Annotated in this window: 15 protein-coding genes and 1 pseudogene; 10 read left to right on the top strand and 6 right to left on the bottom strand. The window is 53.4% G+C overall.

The genetic code is table 11. The features are described 5' to 3' along the window. Positions 1–193 precede the first annotated feature (193 nt). From PEL01S_RS12650 to fba, 7 genes are read left to right on the top strand one after another with little or no spacing between them, the layout of a single operon-like run. Positions 194–1,696, top strand: a complete 1,503-nt coding sequence (locus PEL01S_RS12650) for a sugar ABC transporter ATP-binding protein (RefSeq protein ID WP_063186160.1) — start codon at positions 194–196, stop codon at positions 1,694–1,696. Between the two features lies 1 nt (position 1,697). Then, positions 1,698–2,681 (top strand): ABC transporter permease, encoded by a 984-nt coding sequence (locus PEL01S_RS12645; RefSeq protein ID WP_010492903.1) that lies wholly within the window; start codon positions 1,698–1,700, stop codon positions 2,679–2,681. Positions 2,682–2,709: 28 nt separating this feature from the next. Then, complete coding sequence (gene iolG, locus PEL01S_RS12640; protein WP_127460542.1) at positions 2,710–3,711, top strand: inositol 2-dehydrogenase; 1,002 nt, start codon at positions 2,710–2,712, stop codon at positions 3,709–3,711. Positions 3,712–3,762: 51 nt separating this feature from the next. Then, positions 3,763–4,761, top strand: coding sequence for a sugar ABC transporter substrate-binding protein (locus PEL01S_RS12635; protein ID WP_063186164.1), 999 nt, complete (start codon positions 3,763–3,765; stop codon positions 4,759–4,761). Between the two features lie 31 nt (positions 4,762–4,792). After that, positions 4,793–5,821, top strand: a complete 1,029-nt coding sequence (gene iolG, locus PEL01S_RS12630; protein ID WP_063186166.1) for an inositol 2-dehydrogenase — start codon at positions 4,793–4,795, stop codon at positions 5,819–5,821. Positions 5,822–5,860: 39 nt separating this feature from the next. Beyond that, positions 5,861–6,880 carry a LacI family DNA-binding transcriptional regulator gene (locus PEL01S_RS12625; protein WP_063186167.1) on the top strand — a complete coding sequence of 340 codons (1,020 nt, stop codon included), beginning with the start codon at positions 5,861–5,863 and terminating at the stop codon, positions 6,878–6,880. Between the two features lie 21 nt (positions 6,881–6,901). Next, positions 6,902–7,765 carry a class II fructose-1,6-bisphosphate aldolase gene (gene fba, locus PEL01S_RS12620; protein ID WP_063186169.1) on the top strand — a complete coding sequence of 288 codons (864 nt, stop codon included), beginning with the start codon at positions 6,902–6,904 and terminating at the stop codon, positions 7,763–7,765. A gap of 152 nt (positions 7,766–7,917) precedes the next feature. On the opposite strand, the gene PEL01S_RS12615 is transcribed toward fba, so the two are convergent. Together PEL01S_RS12615 and PEL01S_RS12610 are read right to left on the bottom strand one after the other, a co-directional pair. Continuing rightward, the gene (locus PEL01S_RS12615; RefSeq protein WP_007430441.1) at positions 7,918–8,112 is read right to left on the bottom strand and encodes a tautomerase family protein; all 195 of its coding nucleotides are present in this window, start codon (positions 8,110–8,112) and stop codon (positions 7,918–7,920) included. 22 nt (positions 8,113–8,134) lie between these two features. After that, entirely contained in the window at positions 8,135–8,632 is a 498-nt protein-coding gene (locus PEL01S_RS12610) for an NAD(P)H-dependent oxidoreductase (protein ID WP_082867174.1), read from the bottom strand. Here PEL01S_RS12610 and PEL01S_RS12605 point away from each other — a divergent pair. After that, complete coding sequence (locus tag PEL01S_RS12605; RefSeq protein ID WP_082867175.1) at positions 8,578–8,883, top strand: winged helix-turn-helix transcriptional regulator; 306 nt, start codon at positions 8,578–8,580, stop codon at positions 8,881–8,883. The two genes, PEL01S_RS12610 and PEL01S_RS12605, sit on opposite strands and share 55 nt — an antisense overlap. 171 nt (positions 8,884–9,054) lie before the next feature. On the opposite strand, the gene PEL01S_RS12600 is transcribed toward PEL01S_RS12605, so the two are convergent. Further along, positions 9,055–13,392, bottom strand: a complete 4,338-nt coding sequence (locus PEL01S_RS12600) for a discoidin domain-containing protein (protein WP_239551576.1) — start codon at positions 13,390–13,392, stop codon at positions 9,055–9,057. A gap of 155 nt (positions 13,393–13,547) precedes the next feature. Further along, positions 13,548–14,405, bottom strand: a pseudogene (locus PEL01S_RS12595) (AraC family transcriptional regulator). A 476-nt stretch (positions 14,406–14,881) separates the two neighbouring features. Here PEL01S_RS12595 and PEL01S_RS12590 point away from each other — a divergent pair. After that, on the top strand, positions 14,882–16,240 hold the full coding sequence (locus tag PEL01S_RS12590) for a S41 family peptidase (protein ID WP_063186174.1): 1,359 nt from the start codon (positions 14,882–14,884) through the stop codon (positions 16,238–16,240). Positions 16,241–16,259: 19 nt separating this feature from the next. Here PEL01S_RS12590 and PEL01S_RS12585 read toward each other — a convergent pair whose 3' ends face one another. Both PEL01S_RS12585 and coaA read right to left on the bottom strand, forming a co-directional pair. Next, complete coding sequence (locus PEL01S_RS12585; RefSeq protein ID WP_063186176.1) at positions 16,260–17,606, bottom strand: TrkH family potassium uptake protein; 1,347 nt, start codon at positions 17,604–17,606, stop codon at positions 16,260–16,262. A gap of 219 nt (positions 17,607–17,825) precedes the next feature. Beyond that, positions 17,826–18,746, bottom strand: coding sequence for a type I pantothenate kinase (coaA, locus tag PEL01S_RS12580; protein WP_063186178.1), 921 nt, complete (start codon positions 18,744–18,746; stop codon positions 17,826–17,828). Between the two features lie 258 nt (positions 18,747–19,004). On the opposite strand from coaA, the gene PEL01S_RS12575 reads away from it, so the two are divergent. Continuing rightward, entirely contained in the window at positions 19,005–19,577 is a 573-nt protein-coding gene (locus PEL01S_RS12575; RefSeq protein WP_108532473.1) for a TetR/AcrR family transcriptional regulator, read from the top strand. The last annotated feature ends 36 nt before the right edge of the window (positions 19,578–19,613 follow it).

Genomic DNA, 19,613 nt, shown 5'->3' with positions numbered 1-19,613 from the left:
TGGGGTAGCTCTTCCAAATGACAATGCCGATAAATAAAGGAAAGTCATGGAAAATGGATCGTTATCAAGGTCATGGTAAAGCGGCTGATACAGCGGAAAACGGATTATTTTTTTTAGATTTTGATTAAGCGCTTACTTTCATTCCTCGCGGTACACACGGAGAAAGGCTTTGCTTTTTGAAAGGGGTTACGACATGGGAGAACGCGATGCTTTATTGGAACTGAGGGGAATCAACAAAGGCTTCTCGGGCAACCAGGTGCTGAAGGAGATTCATCTGGACATCCGGCCGGGCGAGGTGCATGTCCTGCTGGGGGAGAACGGAGCGGGCAAATCGACGCTGATCAAGATTATGACCGGCGCGTATACGAAAGATTCCGGCGACATCTTCTGGGAGTCGAACAAGGTGGAAATCAACGGACCGGTCGACGCGATGAATCTCGGGATCGCCACGATCTACCAGGAGCTTAATCTCATTCCTGAGCTGACGGTATACGAGAACATCTTTTTGGGCCGGGAGCTGAAGAAGAACGGCAAATATTCGCTGCTCGACCGCAAGACGATGCGGCTTAAGGCCGAAGAATACTTGAAGCAGCTCGGGCAGGATATTTCCCCGGACGCCAAAGTTTCCACGCTTGGTATCGGACAGCAGCAGCTGGTCGAAATTGCGAAAGCGCTAACCATCAATGCGAAGCTGATCATCATGGACGAACCGTCCTCAAGTTTAAGCGAATCGGAAATCGAGCAACTGCTGACGACCGTGATGGAGCTGCGCAAGCAAGGGATTGCGATCGTCTACATCTCGCACAAGCTGGAAGAAAACAAGCGGATCGGCGACCGGATCTCGATCTTGCGGGACGGCCGGAAAATCGAAACGCTGAGCATGGCGGAGACGGATACCGAGAAGATGATCCAACTGATGGTCGGCCGGAGTCTGGACGAGAAATATCCGAAAATGAACTTCCAGCTCGGCGAAGAAGGCTTGCGAGTCGAAGGTCTGCGGCTGAAGAACTCGAGCAAGGAGATCAGCTTCACGGCGTATCAAGGACAAATTCTTGGTTTTTCCGGTCTTGTCGGCGCTGGGAGAACGGAGCTGGCCCGGGGCATCTTCGGGGTCGATCCGGTCGCTCAGGGCAAGGTGTACGTGTTCGGCAAAGAGGTCAAGATCAAATGCCCGGAGGACGCGATCAAAGCGGGACTCGCTTTTATTACCGAGGACCGAAAAGGCGAAGGCTTGATCCTCGATCAGACGCTCGAATTCAACATCACCATCGCCAACCTGAAGAAGTTGAAGAAAAATAAGTTTTTGTACAAAGACAAGATGAAAGCGCTTGCTAATGATTATTTGAAGGAGCTGCAAGTTCGTCCCGGAGATATTACCGCACAAGCGCGCAAGCTCAGTGGAGGCAATCAGCAGAAGGTTGTCATCGCGAAATGGCTTTGCACGAATGCCAAAGTATTCATCTTCGACGAACCGACAAGGGGGATTGACGTCGGCGCGAAGGTGGAGGTATACCGGCTGATCAATTCCTTGGTGCAGGACGGTGCGGTAGTGATCATTATTTCGTCGGAGCTGCCCGAGATACTGGGCATTTGCGACCGCATTTTGGTTATGAACGAAGGGCAGATCGTGGACGACATGCTCAGGGAACAGGCGGATCAGGAAAAAATCATGAAGTCCGCGACAAGGGGGAATTAAGATGTCTGCTGTCATCGTTGAAAAAAGCGAGGCAAGGAAAATCAAATCCAACGGGTTTATAAGCAAATTCGGCGCACTGATCGGCTTGATTATTTTATGCACGGTCTTGACCATCCTCAGCGATAATTTCTTGACCGTGGACAACGTGATGAACATTGCGCGCCAATCTTCCATCAACGCGCTGCTGGCGATTGGAATGCTGCTGCCGATTTTGACAGCGGGGATCGATTTGTCCGTCGGTTCGATTTTGGCGCTGTCCATCATGATGATGGGGATCGTCTCCGTCAATCACGGGCTTAACCCGTATCTCGGCATTGTCGTATGTCTTGGCGTCGGCGCGCTGCTCGGCTGGACGAACGGCATCATGCTGACGAAGCTGAAGCTGCCGCATCCGTTCATCTCCACGCTGGGTACGATGAATATCGCCCGCGGGATTGCCTTGATTATTACCGGAGCCGCACCGATTGCCGGCTTCGCCGCACCGATACAATTCGCAGGCAACCAGTTTGTCGGTCCCGTGCCGTTCAGTTTTATTTTGGTCATTGTCGTTTACATTCTCTTCGATATTTTCTTGAACCGCACCTCGACAGGACGCTACATCTACGCGATCGGCGGGAATAAGGAAACGGCCCGTTTGTCCGGGATTAACGTGAATAAAATTCTTGTCATCGTCTACACCTTGAGCGGCTTGATGGCCGGTTTGGCCGGGCTGGTTATGGTCGGACGCGTCAATTCGGCGTTTCCGCTGGCCGGGATGGGCTACGAGCTGGATGCGATCGCTGCAGTTATCATTGGCGGCGCAAGCTTCTTCGGCGGCGTCGGCACGGTCTGGGGCACGCTGATTGGCGCCACGATTATCGCGGTGCTCCGCAACGGCTTGAATCTGCTCAACGTCTCCGCCGATTTTCAGATGGCGATCATCGGTCTCGTTATCGTAGCGGCGGTCTATGTAGACGTGCTGCGCCAGCGCTCATTCAAGAAATAGACATCAACTCATACAAGGAGAGAACACAATGGAAAAACCGATTCGCTGCGCGGTACTGGGGCTTGGAAGACTGGGCTACTGGCACGCGGAAAATGTAGCCTCGAAGGTGAAGGGAGCCAAGCTGGTATGCGTGGCCGACCCGCAAGCCGGTCATGCGGCCAAGGTGGCCGGAGAGCTCGGCGTTGACCGGTACACGGGGAACTTGAACGAGGTGTTCGAGGACGACTCGATCGATGCGGTCGTTATCGCGTCCCCGACAAGCACGCATGCCGACATGATCACGCAGGCGGCGCGCAATGGCAAGCATATTTTTGTCGAGAAGCCCCTGACGGTGGATCTGCAGGAAGCTTCGGACGTTCTTCGCGTCCTTGAAGAAACGAAGGTCGTTTGCCAGGTCGGTTTCATGAGAAGATTTGACCCCGCCTATGCTGAGGCGAAGAAAAGAATCGCGCGCGGCGATATCGGCAAGCCGATCTATTACAAGGGCGTATCGCGCGACCCCGGCTCTCCGCCGGCCGAGTTCATCAAAAACAGCGGAGGCATCTTTCTCGACTTAGGTATCCACGACTACGATTTGGCGAGATTCTTGCTAGAGGCCGAGGTAACCTCCGTTGCGGCGCACGGTAGCGTGCTAGTTCACGGCTTTATGGAGGAATTCGGCGACGTGGATCAAGGGATCGCTTACGCCACGTTCGACTCCGGAGCGGCCGCCGATATCGAATGCAGCCGGAACGCTTACTACGGCTACGATATTCGCGGAGAAGTCATCGGCACCGAGGGAACGCTGCTAATCGGTTCTCTCCGACATCGAGACATTTCCGTACTTACGTTTAAAGGCAGCTCCCAAGACATCGTGCCGGACTTTCCGACCCGGTTCGAAAGCGCTTATGTGCTTGAAATGCAGCATTTTATCGATTGCCTGCTGAACGGCCAGAAACCGTCAGTCACAGCAGAGGACGGGAAAAAGGCGCTGGAGATCGCCGTAGCGGCCAAGAAGGCCTTTGAAACCGGAAGCCGGGTACCGTTGTAACGCCAAAAGCTTGACATAAGAAAAGCTTATAAAAAATCGGGAGGTCTTTTCATGAAAAAAAGCGCATTGATGTCTATCGTATTGGCTCTGTCTCTGGCAGTTGTAGCGGGGTGCGCCAGCCAAGGCGGAGGCAGCTCGGCTCCGGCGTCGTCGGACAAAGGGGATAAAGGCGGAAGCTCCGGCCAAAAGCCGAAAGTGCAGGTCGTGCTGAAAACGCTCAGCAGCCCTTACTGGAAATACGTCGAAGCGGGCGCGAAAAAGGCGTTTCAGGATTTGAACGTGGACGGGACCGTCACCGGGCCGGCTTCGGAATCGCAAATTTTGGAGCAGGTCAACATGCTGGAGGACGCGCTGAACAAGAAGCCGGATGCTCTGGTCGTTGCGCCGACGCAGCCTTCTACGGCGATTCCCGTGTTGAAAAAATATAAAGACAAGAACATCCCGGTGCTGCTCGTGGATACGGATACGGCAGACTGGGCGGATAAAACGTCCTTTATCGGCACGGATAACGCGACTGCGGGGAAAAAGGGCGGAGAATACTTGGCTTCACTGCTGAAATCCGGCGACAAAGTGGCGCTCATTGCAGGTGCGCTCGGCAACCCGGCGACCGACGAGCGGATCAAGGGCGCGAAGGAAGCGCTGGAGGCGAAAGGGATGAAAATCGCTGCTAACCAGCCGGCCGACAGCGATAAAGCGAAGGCGATGTCCGTCATGGAAAATATTTTGCAAAACAACCCGGATCTGAAGGGGGTCTTTGCCGCCAACGACGACATGGCGCTCGGCGCTTTGCGTGCGGCGGAAGCAAAAGGCCTGAAAATTCCGATTCTCGGCACGGATGGTACGGTGGAATCCATCGAATCGATTCTGGCCGACAAATTGGGCGGTACGGTCGCGCAGAACCCGTATGAAATGGGCTACAAAGGTGTAGAAAATGCCGTCAAAGCGATCAAAGGCGAAAAAGTGGAGAAGCGGATCGACAGCGGCGTGGAGGTCATCAACAAAGAAAACGCGCAGAAGAAGCTTGATTTCTTGAAAAGCTTGACGAAGTAAGAGGCACTTCATTATAGAGAGGAACATGGGTATGGAGAGAATAAAAATAGGCATTATCGGCGCCGGCCGCATCGGCAAGCTTCATGCGGAAAACTTGAAGCAGCTTCCGCAGGTGGAAATCAAGACGATTTCCGATATCTTCGCCGACAACATCCGCGATTGGGCGGTACAGAACGGCATTGCCAATGTCACGGCCGACTATCAGGACATTATGCGGGACCCGGAAATCGCAGCCGTCTTCATCTGCTCGCCGACGGATACGCACATTGCCATCATCGAAGAAGCGGCCAAGGCCGGGAAGCACATTTTCTGCGAGAAGCCGATCAGCTTCGCCTTGGATAAGACGGTGCAAGCGCTGGAGCTGGTCGAGAAATCGGGCGTCAAGTTCCAAACCGGCTTCAACCGCAGGTTCGACCATAACATGAGCCGGATTCAGGAGTTGGTCCGGGAGGGCAAAATCGGCGACACGCATATTTTGAAAATCACCTCCCGCGACCCGGCGCCGCCGCATAAGGAGTATATCCCCGCCTCCGGAGGCATGTTCATCGACATGACGATTCACGATTTCGACATCGCCCGGTTTATGGTCGGCAGCGATGTGGAAGAGGTGTTCGTGCAAGGTGCGGTTCTCGTCGATCCGGTGTTCGCCGAGTGCGGCGATATCGATACCGCCATCATTTCGCTCAAGTTCAAGAACGGCGCTCTGGGCGTCATCGATAACAGCCGTCAGGCGCATTTCTACGATCAACGGGTTGAAGTGTTCGGCTCGAAGGGCTGCCTGACGATTCAGAACGATTATCCGAGCAGCGCAGAGCTCTATACTGCGGACGGCGTGTACCGGGATAAGCCGCTTTACTTCTTCCTGGAACGGTACAACGAAGCTTATGTGAAGGAAGTCAAGGCGTTTATCGACGCTCTCGTGCACGATACGCCGGTGCCGGTCAGCGCGAACGACGGCTACCAGGCCGAATTGATCGCGCATGCGGCCAAATTGTCCTTGCAAGAAAAGCGTCCGGTCAAGGTGGAGGAAGTATTAACGCAATGGCATATTAGTGTATAATTGTTGATATGTCATTTCGTTGAAAGAAGTGGAAAAGCGATGAAGGCTACAATTTATGACGTTGCCAAGCAGGCAGGCGTATCCATTGCCACCGTCTCCAAAGTGATCAATCAAACGGGACGCATCAGCGAGGAAACGCGGGCCAAGGTCAATCGGATCATGCAGGAGTTGAATTACCAGCCAAGCGTCGTGGCTTCGGCTCTGACGGGAAAGCAAACCTTTACGCTCGGCTTGTTGTTGCCCGATTTGGCCAACCCGTTCTTTGCGGAAATCGCGAGAAGTGTGGAGGATCGTGCGCACGAGCTCGGCTTCAGCGTCATGATTTGCAGCACGGACAACAATCTTTTGAGAGAAGAACGAAATATTTCGTTGCTGAAGCAAAAAAGCGTGGACGGCATTATCATTGCCACCGGCGTACGCAACGATGCGATATTGAAGGACTTGAAAAAACAAAACTTTCCGGTTGCGCTCATTGCACGCGATATGCCTTCCATGGCGATCGATACCGTGCTGGTGGACGATTTCATCGGCGGGCATATGGCGGCCTCGCATCTCATTGAGCAGGGCCATCGGCAAATTGCCGTCATCGCCGAGGACACCTTGGTAATGAGCAGTCAGGAACGGATACGGGGGTACCGGTTCGCGCTGGAGGAAGCGGGCATTGCCTATAATCCGGAGCTGGTGCGGATCAGCGATTTTAAAGTAACGGACGCGAAGCAGGTCGCCGGGGAAATGCTGGACGCCCCGCAACCGCCGACGGCCATCTTTGCCTGTAACGATCTGCTGGCCACCGGCGTGATTCAAGCCGTTCGCGAGCGAGGCTTGTCCGTTCCTGGCGATTTATCCGTCGTCGGATTCGACAACACGCTGCTGGCAACGATCATCGATCCTCCGTTAACGACGGTTGCGCAGCCCATTCAGGAAATGGGGCAGACGGTCGTCGATCTGATCATTCGCATCATCAACGATAAAAATACCACCAAGCAGCGCATCGTAATGCTCCCCGAGTTGGTTATCCGTTCCTCTGTGTCCCGGCCTGGCGAATACCGGAATAAGTGAGGAACAAAGGAGCCGCTAGAAATGACGATTGTTTCCATGAAACACATGCTGGAGCGGGCGCTCGACGGGCGGTATGCAGTCGGACAGTTCAATCTCAATAATCTGGAGTTCACGCAGGCGATTCTGCAGGCGGCGCAAGAGGAGCGGTCGCCGGTCATCCTCGGTGTGAGTGAAGCGTATATCCCATATATGGGCGGTCTGCCGTTCATCGCGGGGATGGTCAAAGCGCTCGTTGCGGAATACGGCATTACGGTGCCGGTCGCGCTGCACTTGGATCACGGTTCCACCTATGAGGTGTGCATTCGGGCGATTCACGCCGGGTTTACTTCCGTCATGATCGATGCGTCGCATCATTCGCTGGAGCACAACATCGAAGTAACCCGCAGCGTGACGCAGGCCGCACATACGCTGGGCGTCAGCGTGGAAGCCGAGCTTGGCCGGATTACGGGCCGGGAGGACGATCTCGTGGTCGACGAGGCGGAAGCGATGTATGCCGTGCCCGAAGAATGCCTGCGGCTGGTCCGGGAAACCGGCATCGATTGTCTGGCGCCGGCGCTCGGCTCCGTGCACGGTCCGTATCGCGGCCAGCCCCAGCTCGGATTTGACCGCATGGTGGAAATTCAGCAGCTGACCGGGCTGCCTCTGGTTCTGCATGGAGGAAGCGGCCTGCCCGAGGAAGAGATTCGCAGGGCGATCTCGCTCGGCACGGCCAAAATCAATGTGAATACGGACAATCAAATGGCCTTCACGGCCACGATCCGAAGCTTCTTGAACGACCATCCGGAAGCATACGATCCGCGAAATTATTTGGTGCCTGCCCGTGAAGCGATTAAAGAGGCGGTCAAAGCTAAAATCCGTCTGTTCGGCAGCGGGAATCGAGCCTAATTGCATACAGAAGAGCGCCTCCGGCCCCGGAATGAGTATGAACTGCTCATTCCGCAAGGCCGGAGGCGCTTTTTTGTTGGGATGTAAGATCGGATCGCCTGACAAAATCGAGATAATAGAGGTATACGAGTGGGGATCTACTTCTTTTGCTTTTATTGCTTTCTAAAATCATCAGTCAAAATTCCTGAAAACCCCCAGTTTTCATCCTCAATTTCTTCGATGACAATATGAATATGTTCTGGTTTTTTGTCAAGAACCCGAACCAGAGTCTCTGTAAACTCTTTAACAACTTGGGCTTTCTGATCACGAGAAGCGCCCTTTGTTATTTGAAGATTAATATAAGGCATAGTTCTTCCCTCCATATATAGGTTACTGTTGATACTTAAAGATATAGCTGATATATTCTTTTGCACTGTGATTGATTTCCCCATTGCTAGCTTGAAATGAAGCTCCGAAGACAGCAAAATAGGGTAATGCCATTGCGCCCACATGTCCTGTACTGGCCTTGAAAGGCGCGATCACTTCATCCACGGTAAAAGAACTAGAGCCCTCTGGCAGATAATTTTCTTTTTTATCGCCGATGGACATGGCAAGCCCTACCTTTTTCCCTTTAAGCTTATCACCTTTTGATCCATATGCCCAGCCGTGAGCAAAAACATCGTCAAACCACTTTTTCAATAGAGGCGGATAACTGTACCAATACAACGGGAGTTGCAAGATAACATGGTTATATGCTTCTAATAGATTTTGCTCTCTAGGAACATCAATGTTCCAGTTAGGGTACTCTTTGTAAATCTCATGAATTGTAATTAATGTCCGGTGAAAGGAGAACAAGCGAATTACAGCGCAATATTCACGGCATTTCACAAAAGGTTCTGATCCAGCAGCTTCGCGAACTTGAAAAGGATGGTCTCGTAAGAAGATATGTGTACCAGCAGATGCCGCCAAAAGTCGAATATAGCCTCACGGAATATGGAGTTACAGCCAATAAGATCGTTGAAGTTATGTGTTCTTGGGGCAAAGAGAATATTAAAATAAGACAACAACAAGGAGAAGATATCGTCTTGCTGGAGGATAGGTCACCGGGGAACTTTGAAGACTCTCTAAATAAAGGATGACACATATGGAGTGTCTAATAGTTCAATGAAACAGCGGCAGTCTAGGACTTTACTTTCTCGTCCTTGACTGTCGCTGTTTCAATTTCTAGAGTCAGTCTAACACTTTATTTTCTGCTGACAGAAGCAGCTTAGTAGCGGGAAAAACACATTCTCGACGCTCTGATGCTTTTCTTACGCGGCCACGTCCTCGCTATCCGGAGAATCGTCGCCGACTTCGAGCTGATCGTCGGTGCTGTCGGTTGAATCCAGATCGTAGGAGTTCCCGGTCCAAGCTTGGATTAACGCGTTGGCATCGGCGATCAATGCGGCTTTTGCCGCTTCGGAAATCACATCCTTCTTGGTCGCCTTGTCGATTTTCTTCTTAAAATCGTTCATCGCTCTGGCGGCCTGTTTCAGCTTGCCTTTATTTTCATGCTTCTGGGCGGTCTTCAAGCTCGCGGACAGATTATTCTTGAGCGGTCCGCTTAACTCTCCGGCAGCATGATAAGATTCCAGCAGCCGCTGCATGGAAGCGATGTTAGTCTTAACGACCATCGAAATCACCGCCTGCGATACGTTGCCCGCCTGATCCGTCGCTGTGATTTGGACCGCGTGGGTTCCCAATTGGCCTGCTAAACGCAGCGGAGTTCCGGGGGCATACGGCTTGCCGTCTACCGTGATCGTTGTCCCGGCAATGCCTGACACCGGATCGGAGGCCTGCACATCCAGCACAAGCGTCTCGCTGTCCGTAAATTCGATCCCGTCCGCCAAGGGGACGCCGTTCGCCGTTGCAGCCAGGGTTGGAGCCGTTGTATCGACTTTGAGGAGGAGGGGCTTCGCCTTTTCCACATTGCCGGCTTTGTCCGTAGAGCGGTACCGCAGCCCGTACATTCCGTCTGTGCTGAATTGGATCGGTTCCACGTACAAAATCCAATTTTTCCCTAAGTCCAAGCTGTATTCCGTTCTGGCGACGCCGGACTGTTCGTCTTGTGCGGACAAGGTGACGGTTACCGGATGGACAAACCATCCATGCTGCCCGTCCGGCCGGGAAGGCGAGACGCTCGCCGTCGTCACCGGCGGCGTTTTATCGTTTTCCCATTCAATCGATTCCTTCAATCGGGCAATCAGCTCCTGAAGCGGGCTTATCGAGCTTTCGTAGTCGTACGGGAATTGGTTAAGCATCTCCTGCAGCTGGCTTCTCAGCCCGCTATCTCCTTTGCCCAAGGCCAGCAAGCCTTCCGCTTGTTTCACCAGCTCCAAATAGCTGTTCAACACCCCCGGTCCGTACACTTCGAACTCCAGAATGGAATAGCCGTATATCGTAGCTCTTTCGATCCCTTGAAGCTTGACGTATCTGGCCTTGACGACGGTGTCGAACTTGATCGTCTCGACTCCGCCTTTGCCGTCGATCACCGCATCGCCCGCTTTTACATTTTGCCATTGCTGGCCGTCGCCGGAAACGAGTATTTTGTACTTCTTGGCGTAAGCGCCTTCCCACTTGATCACGACGCTGTCGAGTTCCTGCTGTTCGCCGAGATCGACGCTGAACCAGTTATCGTCTGCAAAAGAACTCGACCATCTCGTGCCCGTATTTCCGTCGACAGCCTGATCCGGCGACAAATGAGGAGCCTCGCTGGTGGATGCTTCCGCATGCTTGTTTAACGCCAAGTTCATCCCGTCGAAGCTGACCGCCTTATTGTAAACGATCAGATTGTCGATGACGCCTTTAAAGGAATTGGTGGAGCTTCCGATTTTCTCAAGCGGCAGCACCAAGGTATCGATCTGGGGCGATGCGCCGTTCGTTACCCACAATTTTTCCACGTATTCGTTGCCGTTGACATACAGGGATACGCCTTTGTTGTCTCCGGTCAGCAGCAAATGCGTCCATTGTTCCGCCGGAACCTTGTATTGGAACGTGCTGTGATAGTGCTCCTTGGAAAAGCCTAGCAGCCCGGTCTTTCCTTCCTTGAGCTTCACTTGGCCGACAGGCGACTCCAGCAGCACCGCATCGTCCGGGTTGTCGGCATCGGGCTTGATCCACATGGAAACGGTCCATCCGAACCCTAACGCTTCTAGCGGCGTCTTGATGTAGCTTTCGCCGCCGCCGAACCGTACGCCATTGCCGTATTTGCCGTTCGCTGCCGCTACACTTTTGCCGATGCCATTGTAGCCGTTGCCGGAAGCGTCGGCGAACCCGTTTTCGAACGAATACTTGATGACGTTGCTGTCTTTATTCGGGACTTGCAGCTTGTGGGAGATGTTGGCGTTCGGCGCTTCGCCGATCCGTTCTGCTGCGGCTGCATAAGCGTTGTAGTCGCCGTCTTCCCGGCTTCCCGTCCACATTTTTTCGGACAGCACCTGCACGCCGGGGAACAGGCGGTCATGGGAATCGTCCATCGATAATCCGACGGAATCCGAAATGTCGTTCCACAGTGCCAGCATGGCGCCTTTCAGCTTCGGATGGCCGTAGGGCAGCGTCGTATCGCTAAATACGTTCGGTTCCCACATGTTATACATATACTTGGGGTCGATCCGGTCTTTGTACAATCTTGGCACAAGATACATATAGCTGTTCTCCGTGTTCAAGATATCGTATCCAAGATCGATCGCTTGTCGGGCATCGCCGTAAGGCACGTGCCACACATCCATCGTGGCCTCGGTGCTTACCGGGGTGACCCCGTTGTATTCCTTCATGCCGCCCCAAATATGGGGGTGCTTGCCTTTGCCGTTGATATGCTTGACGAGCGTATCCATATACCCACGAAAAACCTCGGTATTGCCCCAATATTCGTCCGTCCCGACATGGACGTCAGGACCGATAAAGGTCGGGTTGTCGCCATCGATATATTCGTCGAGCAGACTTTTGACGAAATCGACCGTTTTCGGCTTCGTAATGTCGAGATGAGGTCCGGTTCCCAGAGAAGGATCGAAGCTTGTAAAAGCTCTGGAATGCCCCGGCGTATCAATCTCCGGGATGACATTCACGCCATAGTCCATGCCGAGCCGCTGAAGATCGCGAAACTCCTCTTTGGTGTAAAAGCCGTTTTTGCTCGCAAGCCCGGGGTACTTCGTACTCTCCAGACGATAGGCCGCAGTCGTGCCGTCTTGGAACGGCGTTCCTACATCGTCGTTCAAATGAATCTGAAATTGATTCATCTTGTACCAAGACAGCAGCTTCACGTAGTCTCTCAGGAACTCAATCGTATAAAACTTTCTGGCAACGTCGATCATCAGCCCGCGCGTTTCATACTTCGGATAATCCCTTGCCGTCCCTTTGGGAATCAGGGTATGAGCTTCATCCTGCTTCAAAATTTGCAGCGCCGATCTCGTCCCGAAAAAGACGCCGGTCACATCGGCCGATGTAATCGCGACATAATCGTTAACGTCGAAGAGGTAGCCTTCTTTTCCGAGCCAGGCTAAGGAATCGTCGATGGACAAATAAAGGTCGCCCGCCTGCGGAGCGCCGTAAATGATGCTCGCGTTGATGCCGGTAATATCCCGCAGGTCTTCCTTCGTTTGCTCTGCGGCTTTTTTCAAAGTCGTTTTATGCGCCGGATTGACCACGATTCGCGAGGTCGGCTTCAAGGTGAAATTTCCGGTCCGGCCATACCATTCGCGCAGCGACGGGATGACCTTCGGCTCCTTGTTCAAATCGTCCGTTTGCGTATACTGCCCCGGTACCGCAGCAAGCACGTTTCCGGTGACAGCCTTCTGACCGGTGCCCGTATGTTCGACTTGAAACAGGAGATTCACTTTCGTGTCCACAAGAGGCGTGTGGATTTTCCCCGCTTGATCGATCACCGGCAGTCTGTCGCTGCCGTATACGGAAACCTTGTAGCCTTCAGGCACCTGAGGCAGAACGATCTCCGTCTGTCCTTTGGCAATAGGCGGGATTTGGGTAATGCCCTTCACGATTTTGGGCAGCTCACCGGCGTTATACACCTCGAATTCGAAGAAGGAATACCCGTAAAGGGTGCCTTCCACCGGGGCCCGCTGCACGCCTTGAAATTTCACGTACCTTGCTTTCACATCGTCAAAATCGGTCGATTCCGTCCCGCCTCTGCATGCGATTTCGCCGTCATTGCCGAGCACGTTCGTCCAATGCTGTGCATCGCTTGAAACCAGCAGCTTGTACTTGCTGGCGGGGGTCTGCCATTTTATGGTCACCCGGTTTATGGTGAACTCCTCGCCGAGGTCCACATAGAACCACTGATCGTCTTGCAGGGCGGACGACCATCGCGTGCTGCCATTGCCGTCAACAGCATTGGCCGGCCCAAGCCAGTCCACTTCGTTCCCCGAAGCGTACACCGCTTGATGTACCGCCAAATTAACGCCGACCGGGGTACTGACAACATTTGCGGGCATGGCTCTGCCGCCGTAAACGGTTTCATAAACAGACCGGGTAACGGGAAGCGTCGGAGAAACGTCGCCTGTCCGCCCCGCCTCAGCGGCTGCTTGCGGCAGGCCTGCGGGGACAAGCGTGGAGAGAAGCACCAGTGACAACAAACTAGAAAGCGTTTTCCTTTTCATGTTCTCCTCCTTGTGCATGTTTGAGAAAAGCACCTCAACTTTTATATTAAGAGGCCGGTTTTTCGATTCAAATAGACAACTTATTACTTTCCATATACATTTGATTACTTTTTACCAAAAAAAGAGAGCCTGCCGCTTGGCAAGCTCTTCGATAATTACTTCTTCACAATCGGTACCCAAGCTTCGCACCGGTAGTCCTCTGCCGTCGTATCGCCAGGCGGATAGACTTCCAGCTCCGGCGCTCCGGAAATTTCATAGCCCGTCGCCGGAAACCATTCTTGAAAGATGCGGCCAAATACGCTCTGGATCGCTCCAGGGAGCGGCCCGACCGAGGTGAAGATCGCCCAGGTGGAAGCAGGGATCGTCTTCACGGCGAATCCTTCCGTTGCGGCTTCGGGGCCGGCTATGCTTGCAATCGTATAAGTCATGGTCTCGTTGTCCGGCTGCATCTCGACGATGCCGAGCAAATCCTCGTCCGCTCCCAGAGAAGCAAGCTTGGCTATCGTGCCGTCACGATGACATTCCTGCCACAGCTTATGGATGTGTTGCGATTGCTCTCCGTTCTGACACGTCACTTGAATGGACTTGCCGACAACCGTAAAAGCCTCTTTTTCCACAATGCGGTAATCCATATCTTTGTCTCCCTTCAGTGATAGATGGAAGGAGATCCGGGGAAACGCTTTAAGGCTAACGCCCGGATTGCGGGCCTCCGACGGCGATATGCCGTGAATTTTGCGGAACGCCTTGGCGAACGACTCCGGAGAGTCGTACCCGTATTTCAGCGCAACGTCCAGCACCTTGGCGGAAGTCGTAGCCAGCTCCTGCGCGGCCAAGGTCAATTTGCGCTTGCGCATATACTCGGCCACGGTCATTCCCGCCAGCATGTGAAACATGCGTTGAAAATGGAACGGGGACACCTAAGCGGCTCTGGCGATTTCCTCGATATCCAGCCTTCCGTCCAACCGCTCTTCCATAAGATCGAGAGCTTCTTTCATCCGATCCAGCCCATCCAACAGTACCCGCCTCCTTCGTACCTTATCGTAACACCGAATAACCGATCGATCCTGTCATTGCGTGCTTTCCGCAGACCGGTTGCCTGTACGTTGATCTTAACAAAAAAACTCGCGGTATCCAAAAAGCGCAGGGTACACGAAACGAAGCTGCTGCTCATCCTGGATATTCTATCGCAAGCGCCCTAACGTCAGCCTTGGGGAAAAATGGGCGCCAACGCGACAGGGAGACGCTGTTCGTGCGCGTACAGTTTTGCATGTCATGGAATATTGTAAGATAAACGTCCGACTGTTTTTGCGATGCTTGAACTGAACGTAATGCTGCACCGATAGATCTCCCAGCTCCTCTCCCGGAGAATTGCCGATTTGCTCCTGGGAGTTTTTGTTTTGCCGGTGCGAAATGATGGTAAGGTATAGTTGTCACAAAAATATGGAGTAAATCCCAAAATTTCGGTTACAGGGAAAAAGGAGGAGAAACGATGTGGAAGAAAATTGCGGTTTCGGTGGGTGTCCTTGTCGTTCTATGCGTTGGAGGCGCGTTTGCCTATTTGAAGGTCAAGACGGGTACGCCTCCGCACATCGATGCATCGAAGCGCGAGCTGTGGCAATCGGAAGGATACAATTACATTCTTGAAATGGATGATAAGAATGTCATCGTTTATAACTTTACGAAGGATAGCTTGCTCCCCTTTGCCTACGGGCAAATCGAGAAGGATGGCGTCATCTATGTTGAGAAGTTTCATGGCAATCCGCTGCTGAATACCACGCTCTGGAAAAGGGCGCCGCTGGGTCATTTTCAGAACGGGATTTTAACGGAAGAAACCGGGGCGGTGAAACAGTATAAGAAAATCGACGAGCTGCCGAAAGTAAAAATCAACGCGTTTACGAAAGATCCGGTCCAAAACTTCGAAACACTCTGGCAAATTTTCGACGAACGCTTCAGTTTGTTCGAGCTGGCCCACGTGGATTGGAAGAAGGTGTACGAGGAGTATCGGCCTAAAGTAACGCAGCAGACGACGGAGGAGGAGCTTCGGCTTTTGTTCAAGGAAATGATCGGAAAGCTGAACGACGGACATACGATGATTCTTTCGGGCACAACAATCACGCCTTCCCGGGAGGAAGGCGAGCGGGAGAAGATTTATAACGAGAACGAAGAGACCATGCGGAAAAATATTCTCGGCTACCTCGGCGGGCCGCTGCAAAAGCGGTTGAACGACCAGCTTCAATACGGCAAAACGAAAGATGGCATCGGTTATATCGACATGAACGGGTTTGGTGAGTTCGACATGAAGAAGATTGACAAGGCACTGGCTGATGCGGCCAAAGAGCTTGCCGGGAATCGCGGGATCGTCATCGATTTGCGTTTTAACGGCGGCGGGTCGGACGCCTTTGCGGTGGCTTTTGCGAACCGGTTTGCCGACAAAAAGAAGCTGGCGTTCTCAAAGCAGGCGAGAAGCGGCGGCTATGAGCAATTTTTCGCGCCGACGCCGATTTATATCAAGCCGCAGGGGGAGAGTATCCCGGCCGACAAGATCGTCGTCATGACCAGTGAGGTCACCGCCAGCGCCGCAGAGATTGCAACGATGTCCCTGAAGGAGATCGACCGGGTGACGGTGATTGGCGAAACGACGAGAGGCATTCATTCCGATGTCTTGATGAATATTTTGCCGAACGAATGGATCGTCATGCTCTCCGCCGAGCAATATAAAGCCGCCGACGGCAACGTTTACGAGCGGGTCGGATTGAAGCCGGACGAAGAAGTGCTGATCCGCAACGAAGATATTCAAGCCGGGAAGGACCCGGTGCTGGCAAGAGCGGTCGAGCTGCTGAAAAAATAGCGAAAGGCGCCGTCCGCCTTCATCCGATGATGATTTTTCCTTCCGGGTACCGGTACAGCTCTTTTTTCGGATTCGGCTGCAAGGCGAACGCCAGCGTCACGAGTCCCACCCTGCCGATAAACATGACGCAAATCATCACAATTTTGCCGGCAAACGTCAAGTCGGCGGTCAACCCCATACTGAGGCCTACCGTGCCGAAGGCCGAGGTCGTCTCGAACAAGATTTTTAGAAAATCCTGGTCCTGTAAGGTGGACAGCAGCATCGTCGCGAAGGAGAGGAACACTACGGCGGTCAGCGTGAACGTGACGGCTTTGTAAATGTCCTTCGCGGGCAGCCGGTGGCGGAACAGCACGACGTCTTCCTTGCCGCGCAGCATCGCAATGAAAGCCCCGACCAGAATGGCGAACGTCGTGAGACGGATGCCTCCTCCGGTGGAGCCGGGGGCCGCGCCAATGAACATCATGACGATCATCAGAAACTGCGTCGCGGTCCGAAGCTCGGCGATGTCAAGCGTGTTGACGCCGGCGGAGCGCAAAGTCATCGACTGGAAGAAGGAGGCGACGAGTTTCGTGTCCCAAGGCATGCTGCCCAGCGTCTTCGCATTGGTGAATTCGAAGATCAGAATGAGCACGGCGCCCGCCAGCACCAGAATGCCGTTTGTCGACAAGACGACCTTGCTGTGTAGGGACAGCTTGCGGGTCTTGGGAAACTCGATCAGCTCCGAGATGACGACAAACCCGATTCCGCCGAAAAAGATCAGCATCATGGAAACGAGATTAATGCCGAGATCGTTGACGTACGGCGTTAAGCTGCGGAATCCGCCGAACAATTCGAAGCCCGCGTTGTTGAAGATCGAAACGGAATGGAAAAGGCCGAAATAGGCGGCCTTCCCGAGAGGCATCTCCTGCGACCAGCGCAGCATGAAATAGAGCGCCGCGATCCCTTCGATCGTTATCGAATACAGGAATACCCGGATGATCAGCCGGACGATGCCGTCAATGTTAGCGTGGTTCATCGACTCTTTCAATAAAAGACGGTCCCGCAGCGAGACTCGGCGCTTCAACGCCAATGTGAACCAGGTGGCCATCGTCATGAAGCCGAGTCCTCCCAATTGCACCATCAGCAGCAGAACGATCTGCCCGAACAATGAAAAATGAACGCCGGTATCGACAATAATCAGCCCCGTGACACAGGTGGCCGACGTTGCCGTAAACAAAGCGTCGATGTATCTCATGGACTGCCCGTCCGCAGAGGCGGCCGGAAGGTTCAGCAGAAAAGAGCCGATAATTATAATAAGAGCGAAGCCCCCCGCCAATACGCGCGGCGGGGTTACTTTGATCAATTTGGATTTGGCCGGAGCACGCACCGGATTCACCTCAAGGTCATATTCCCACGGTTGTTGTCATGGCTTTCCATATCATAGCACGGGATGATGCGAATTTCACTATGCGTAAGGGAAGGAGAATAGGACCCGGAAAGCCGAGCCGGCAGCGGGCCTATGGCCGCACGGCCGTCCGCTTCCTTGGCAGCTGCGTTTTAACGGCGTTGCAGCGCCGCCGCCGGGAAGGGGCGGCTTTTTGCCGTGTCACTTCCGCACGAATACACGCTGTACGGCGTGGCTCGCCCCTTTTTCCAAAATCATCTTCGCGCGTCCTTTGGTCGGCAAAATGTTCTCGTGCAGATTGACCGCGTTGATATCCCGCCAAATTCCGGAAGCGGTTGCGACGAGCTCCTCGCCATGCAGCTCGGCAAAACGGTGGAAGTACGACTTCGGATTGAGAAACGCCGTTTCGCGGAGCATCCGGAACCGTTCGACGTACCACTGCTCGATGTCTTCTTCCTTCGCGTCGACATAGATCGAATAATCGAAAAAGTCGCTGACGAACACTTGGGACTGCTTTCCGACTTGCAGGACGTTGATGCCTTCCACGATCAAAATATCGGGCTGGCGGATCGTCTCCACTTCGTCCGATACAATATCGTACGACAAGTGCGAGTAAACCGGCGCATGGACGACGGGCTTGCCCGCTTTAATATCGCGGATAAACCGCAGAAGCTTCTTGATGTCGTAGCTTTCGGGGAAGCCTTTGCGCTTCATAAGCCCTCGCTCCTCCAGCACGCGGTTCGGGAACAAGAAGCCGTCGGTCGTAATCAGCTCCACGTTCCGGTACTCCGAGCATCGCGACAGCAGCAGTTGCAGCAGCCTCGCCGTCGTACTTTTGCCTACGGCCACGCTCCCGGCGATGCCGATAATGAACGGAACCGGTTCGGCGCCGTTCTGCAGGAACGAAGCGGACGTGCGGTGAAGCGTTCTGGCGTTCTCCACCAGCAGATCGAGAAAACGCGTCAAGGGAAGATAAATTTCTTCGACCTCTTGAAACGGAACTTTATCGTTCAGGCCTTTGAGCTGCTCGAACTCTTCCATCGTAATGCGAAGCGGCGCGGTAGCGGGCAGCCCGGACCATGCCTGACGATCGAATTCATAATAGAGGGAGTACGGATTCATCGGGACCTCGCTGTCCATCAAATGGTTTAGTAGTAACGCATTTTCATATCATAGCATGACCCGGCGGCGATTTCACTAGTTTGTTGCTCCTAAAAAAGGGCCGGTTCAGAGCGAAAGCGGACAAACACCATATGTGGAGCGTGACCTCAGCCGTGAGCGGCACGGCTTTTTTTATTTGAATTTATGTATGTACTGGTTTATAATGGAACCAAATGATAGATTTTTCTATCAAAGTTTTATCGAAAGCGAGGCGGAGAGATGGGGACGGCCAGATCGGCAACAAAGGAGCTCAGGCTTCGTGCCATACTCGATGCGGCTACGGAGCTGCTGGTCGAGAAGCCTACGGCATCACTGAACGAGATTGCCGAATACGCGGGCATCGGCATCGCCACCCTGCATCGGTACGTGGCGAGCAGGGAGCAGCTGATGCTGCAGCTGGGGCTAAGAGCGGCGCAGGTCGTGGAAGAGACGATAAGCCGTATCCCGCTGGACGAGGAATCGAGCGAAACCTACATATCGCAGCTGGTGGAAGCGCTGATTCCGCTAGGAGACAAAATTTATTTTCTTGCACATGAAACCTCGCTGAATTACAACCCCGAGATGTCCGCGGCCGAGGAGAAGCTGAAGGAACCGATGCGCCACATGATCCAATTGCTGCAGCGCAAAGGCCATTTCCGGCAAGATATGAGCAGCGAATGGATTCTGAACGTGCTGTATTCGCTCCTCTTTGTCACCTGGCAGCAGGTTCATGAAGGCCACGTTGCCAAAAAATCTGCGGCGGCGCTAGTTCTGGAGACGCTGTACCACGGGTTTAAAGCAAGCAAGCCGTAAAGCAGGTTTAAAGCGGTTCGGCAAGGCTAATGGAAT

The organism is Paenibacillus elgii NBRC 100335 (genome assembly GCF_004000865.1).
Taxonomy (GTDB): Bacteria; Bacillota; Bacilli; order Paenibacillales; family NBRC-103111; genus Paenibacillus_G; species Paenibacillus_G elgii.
The sequence above is the reverse complement of the archived record's forward strand: the minus strand, read 5'-3'. Positions and strand labels throughout refer to the sequence as shown.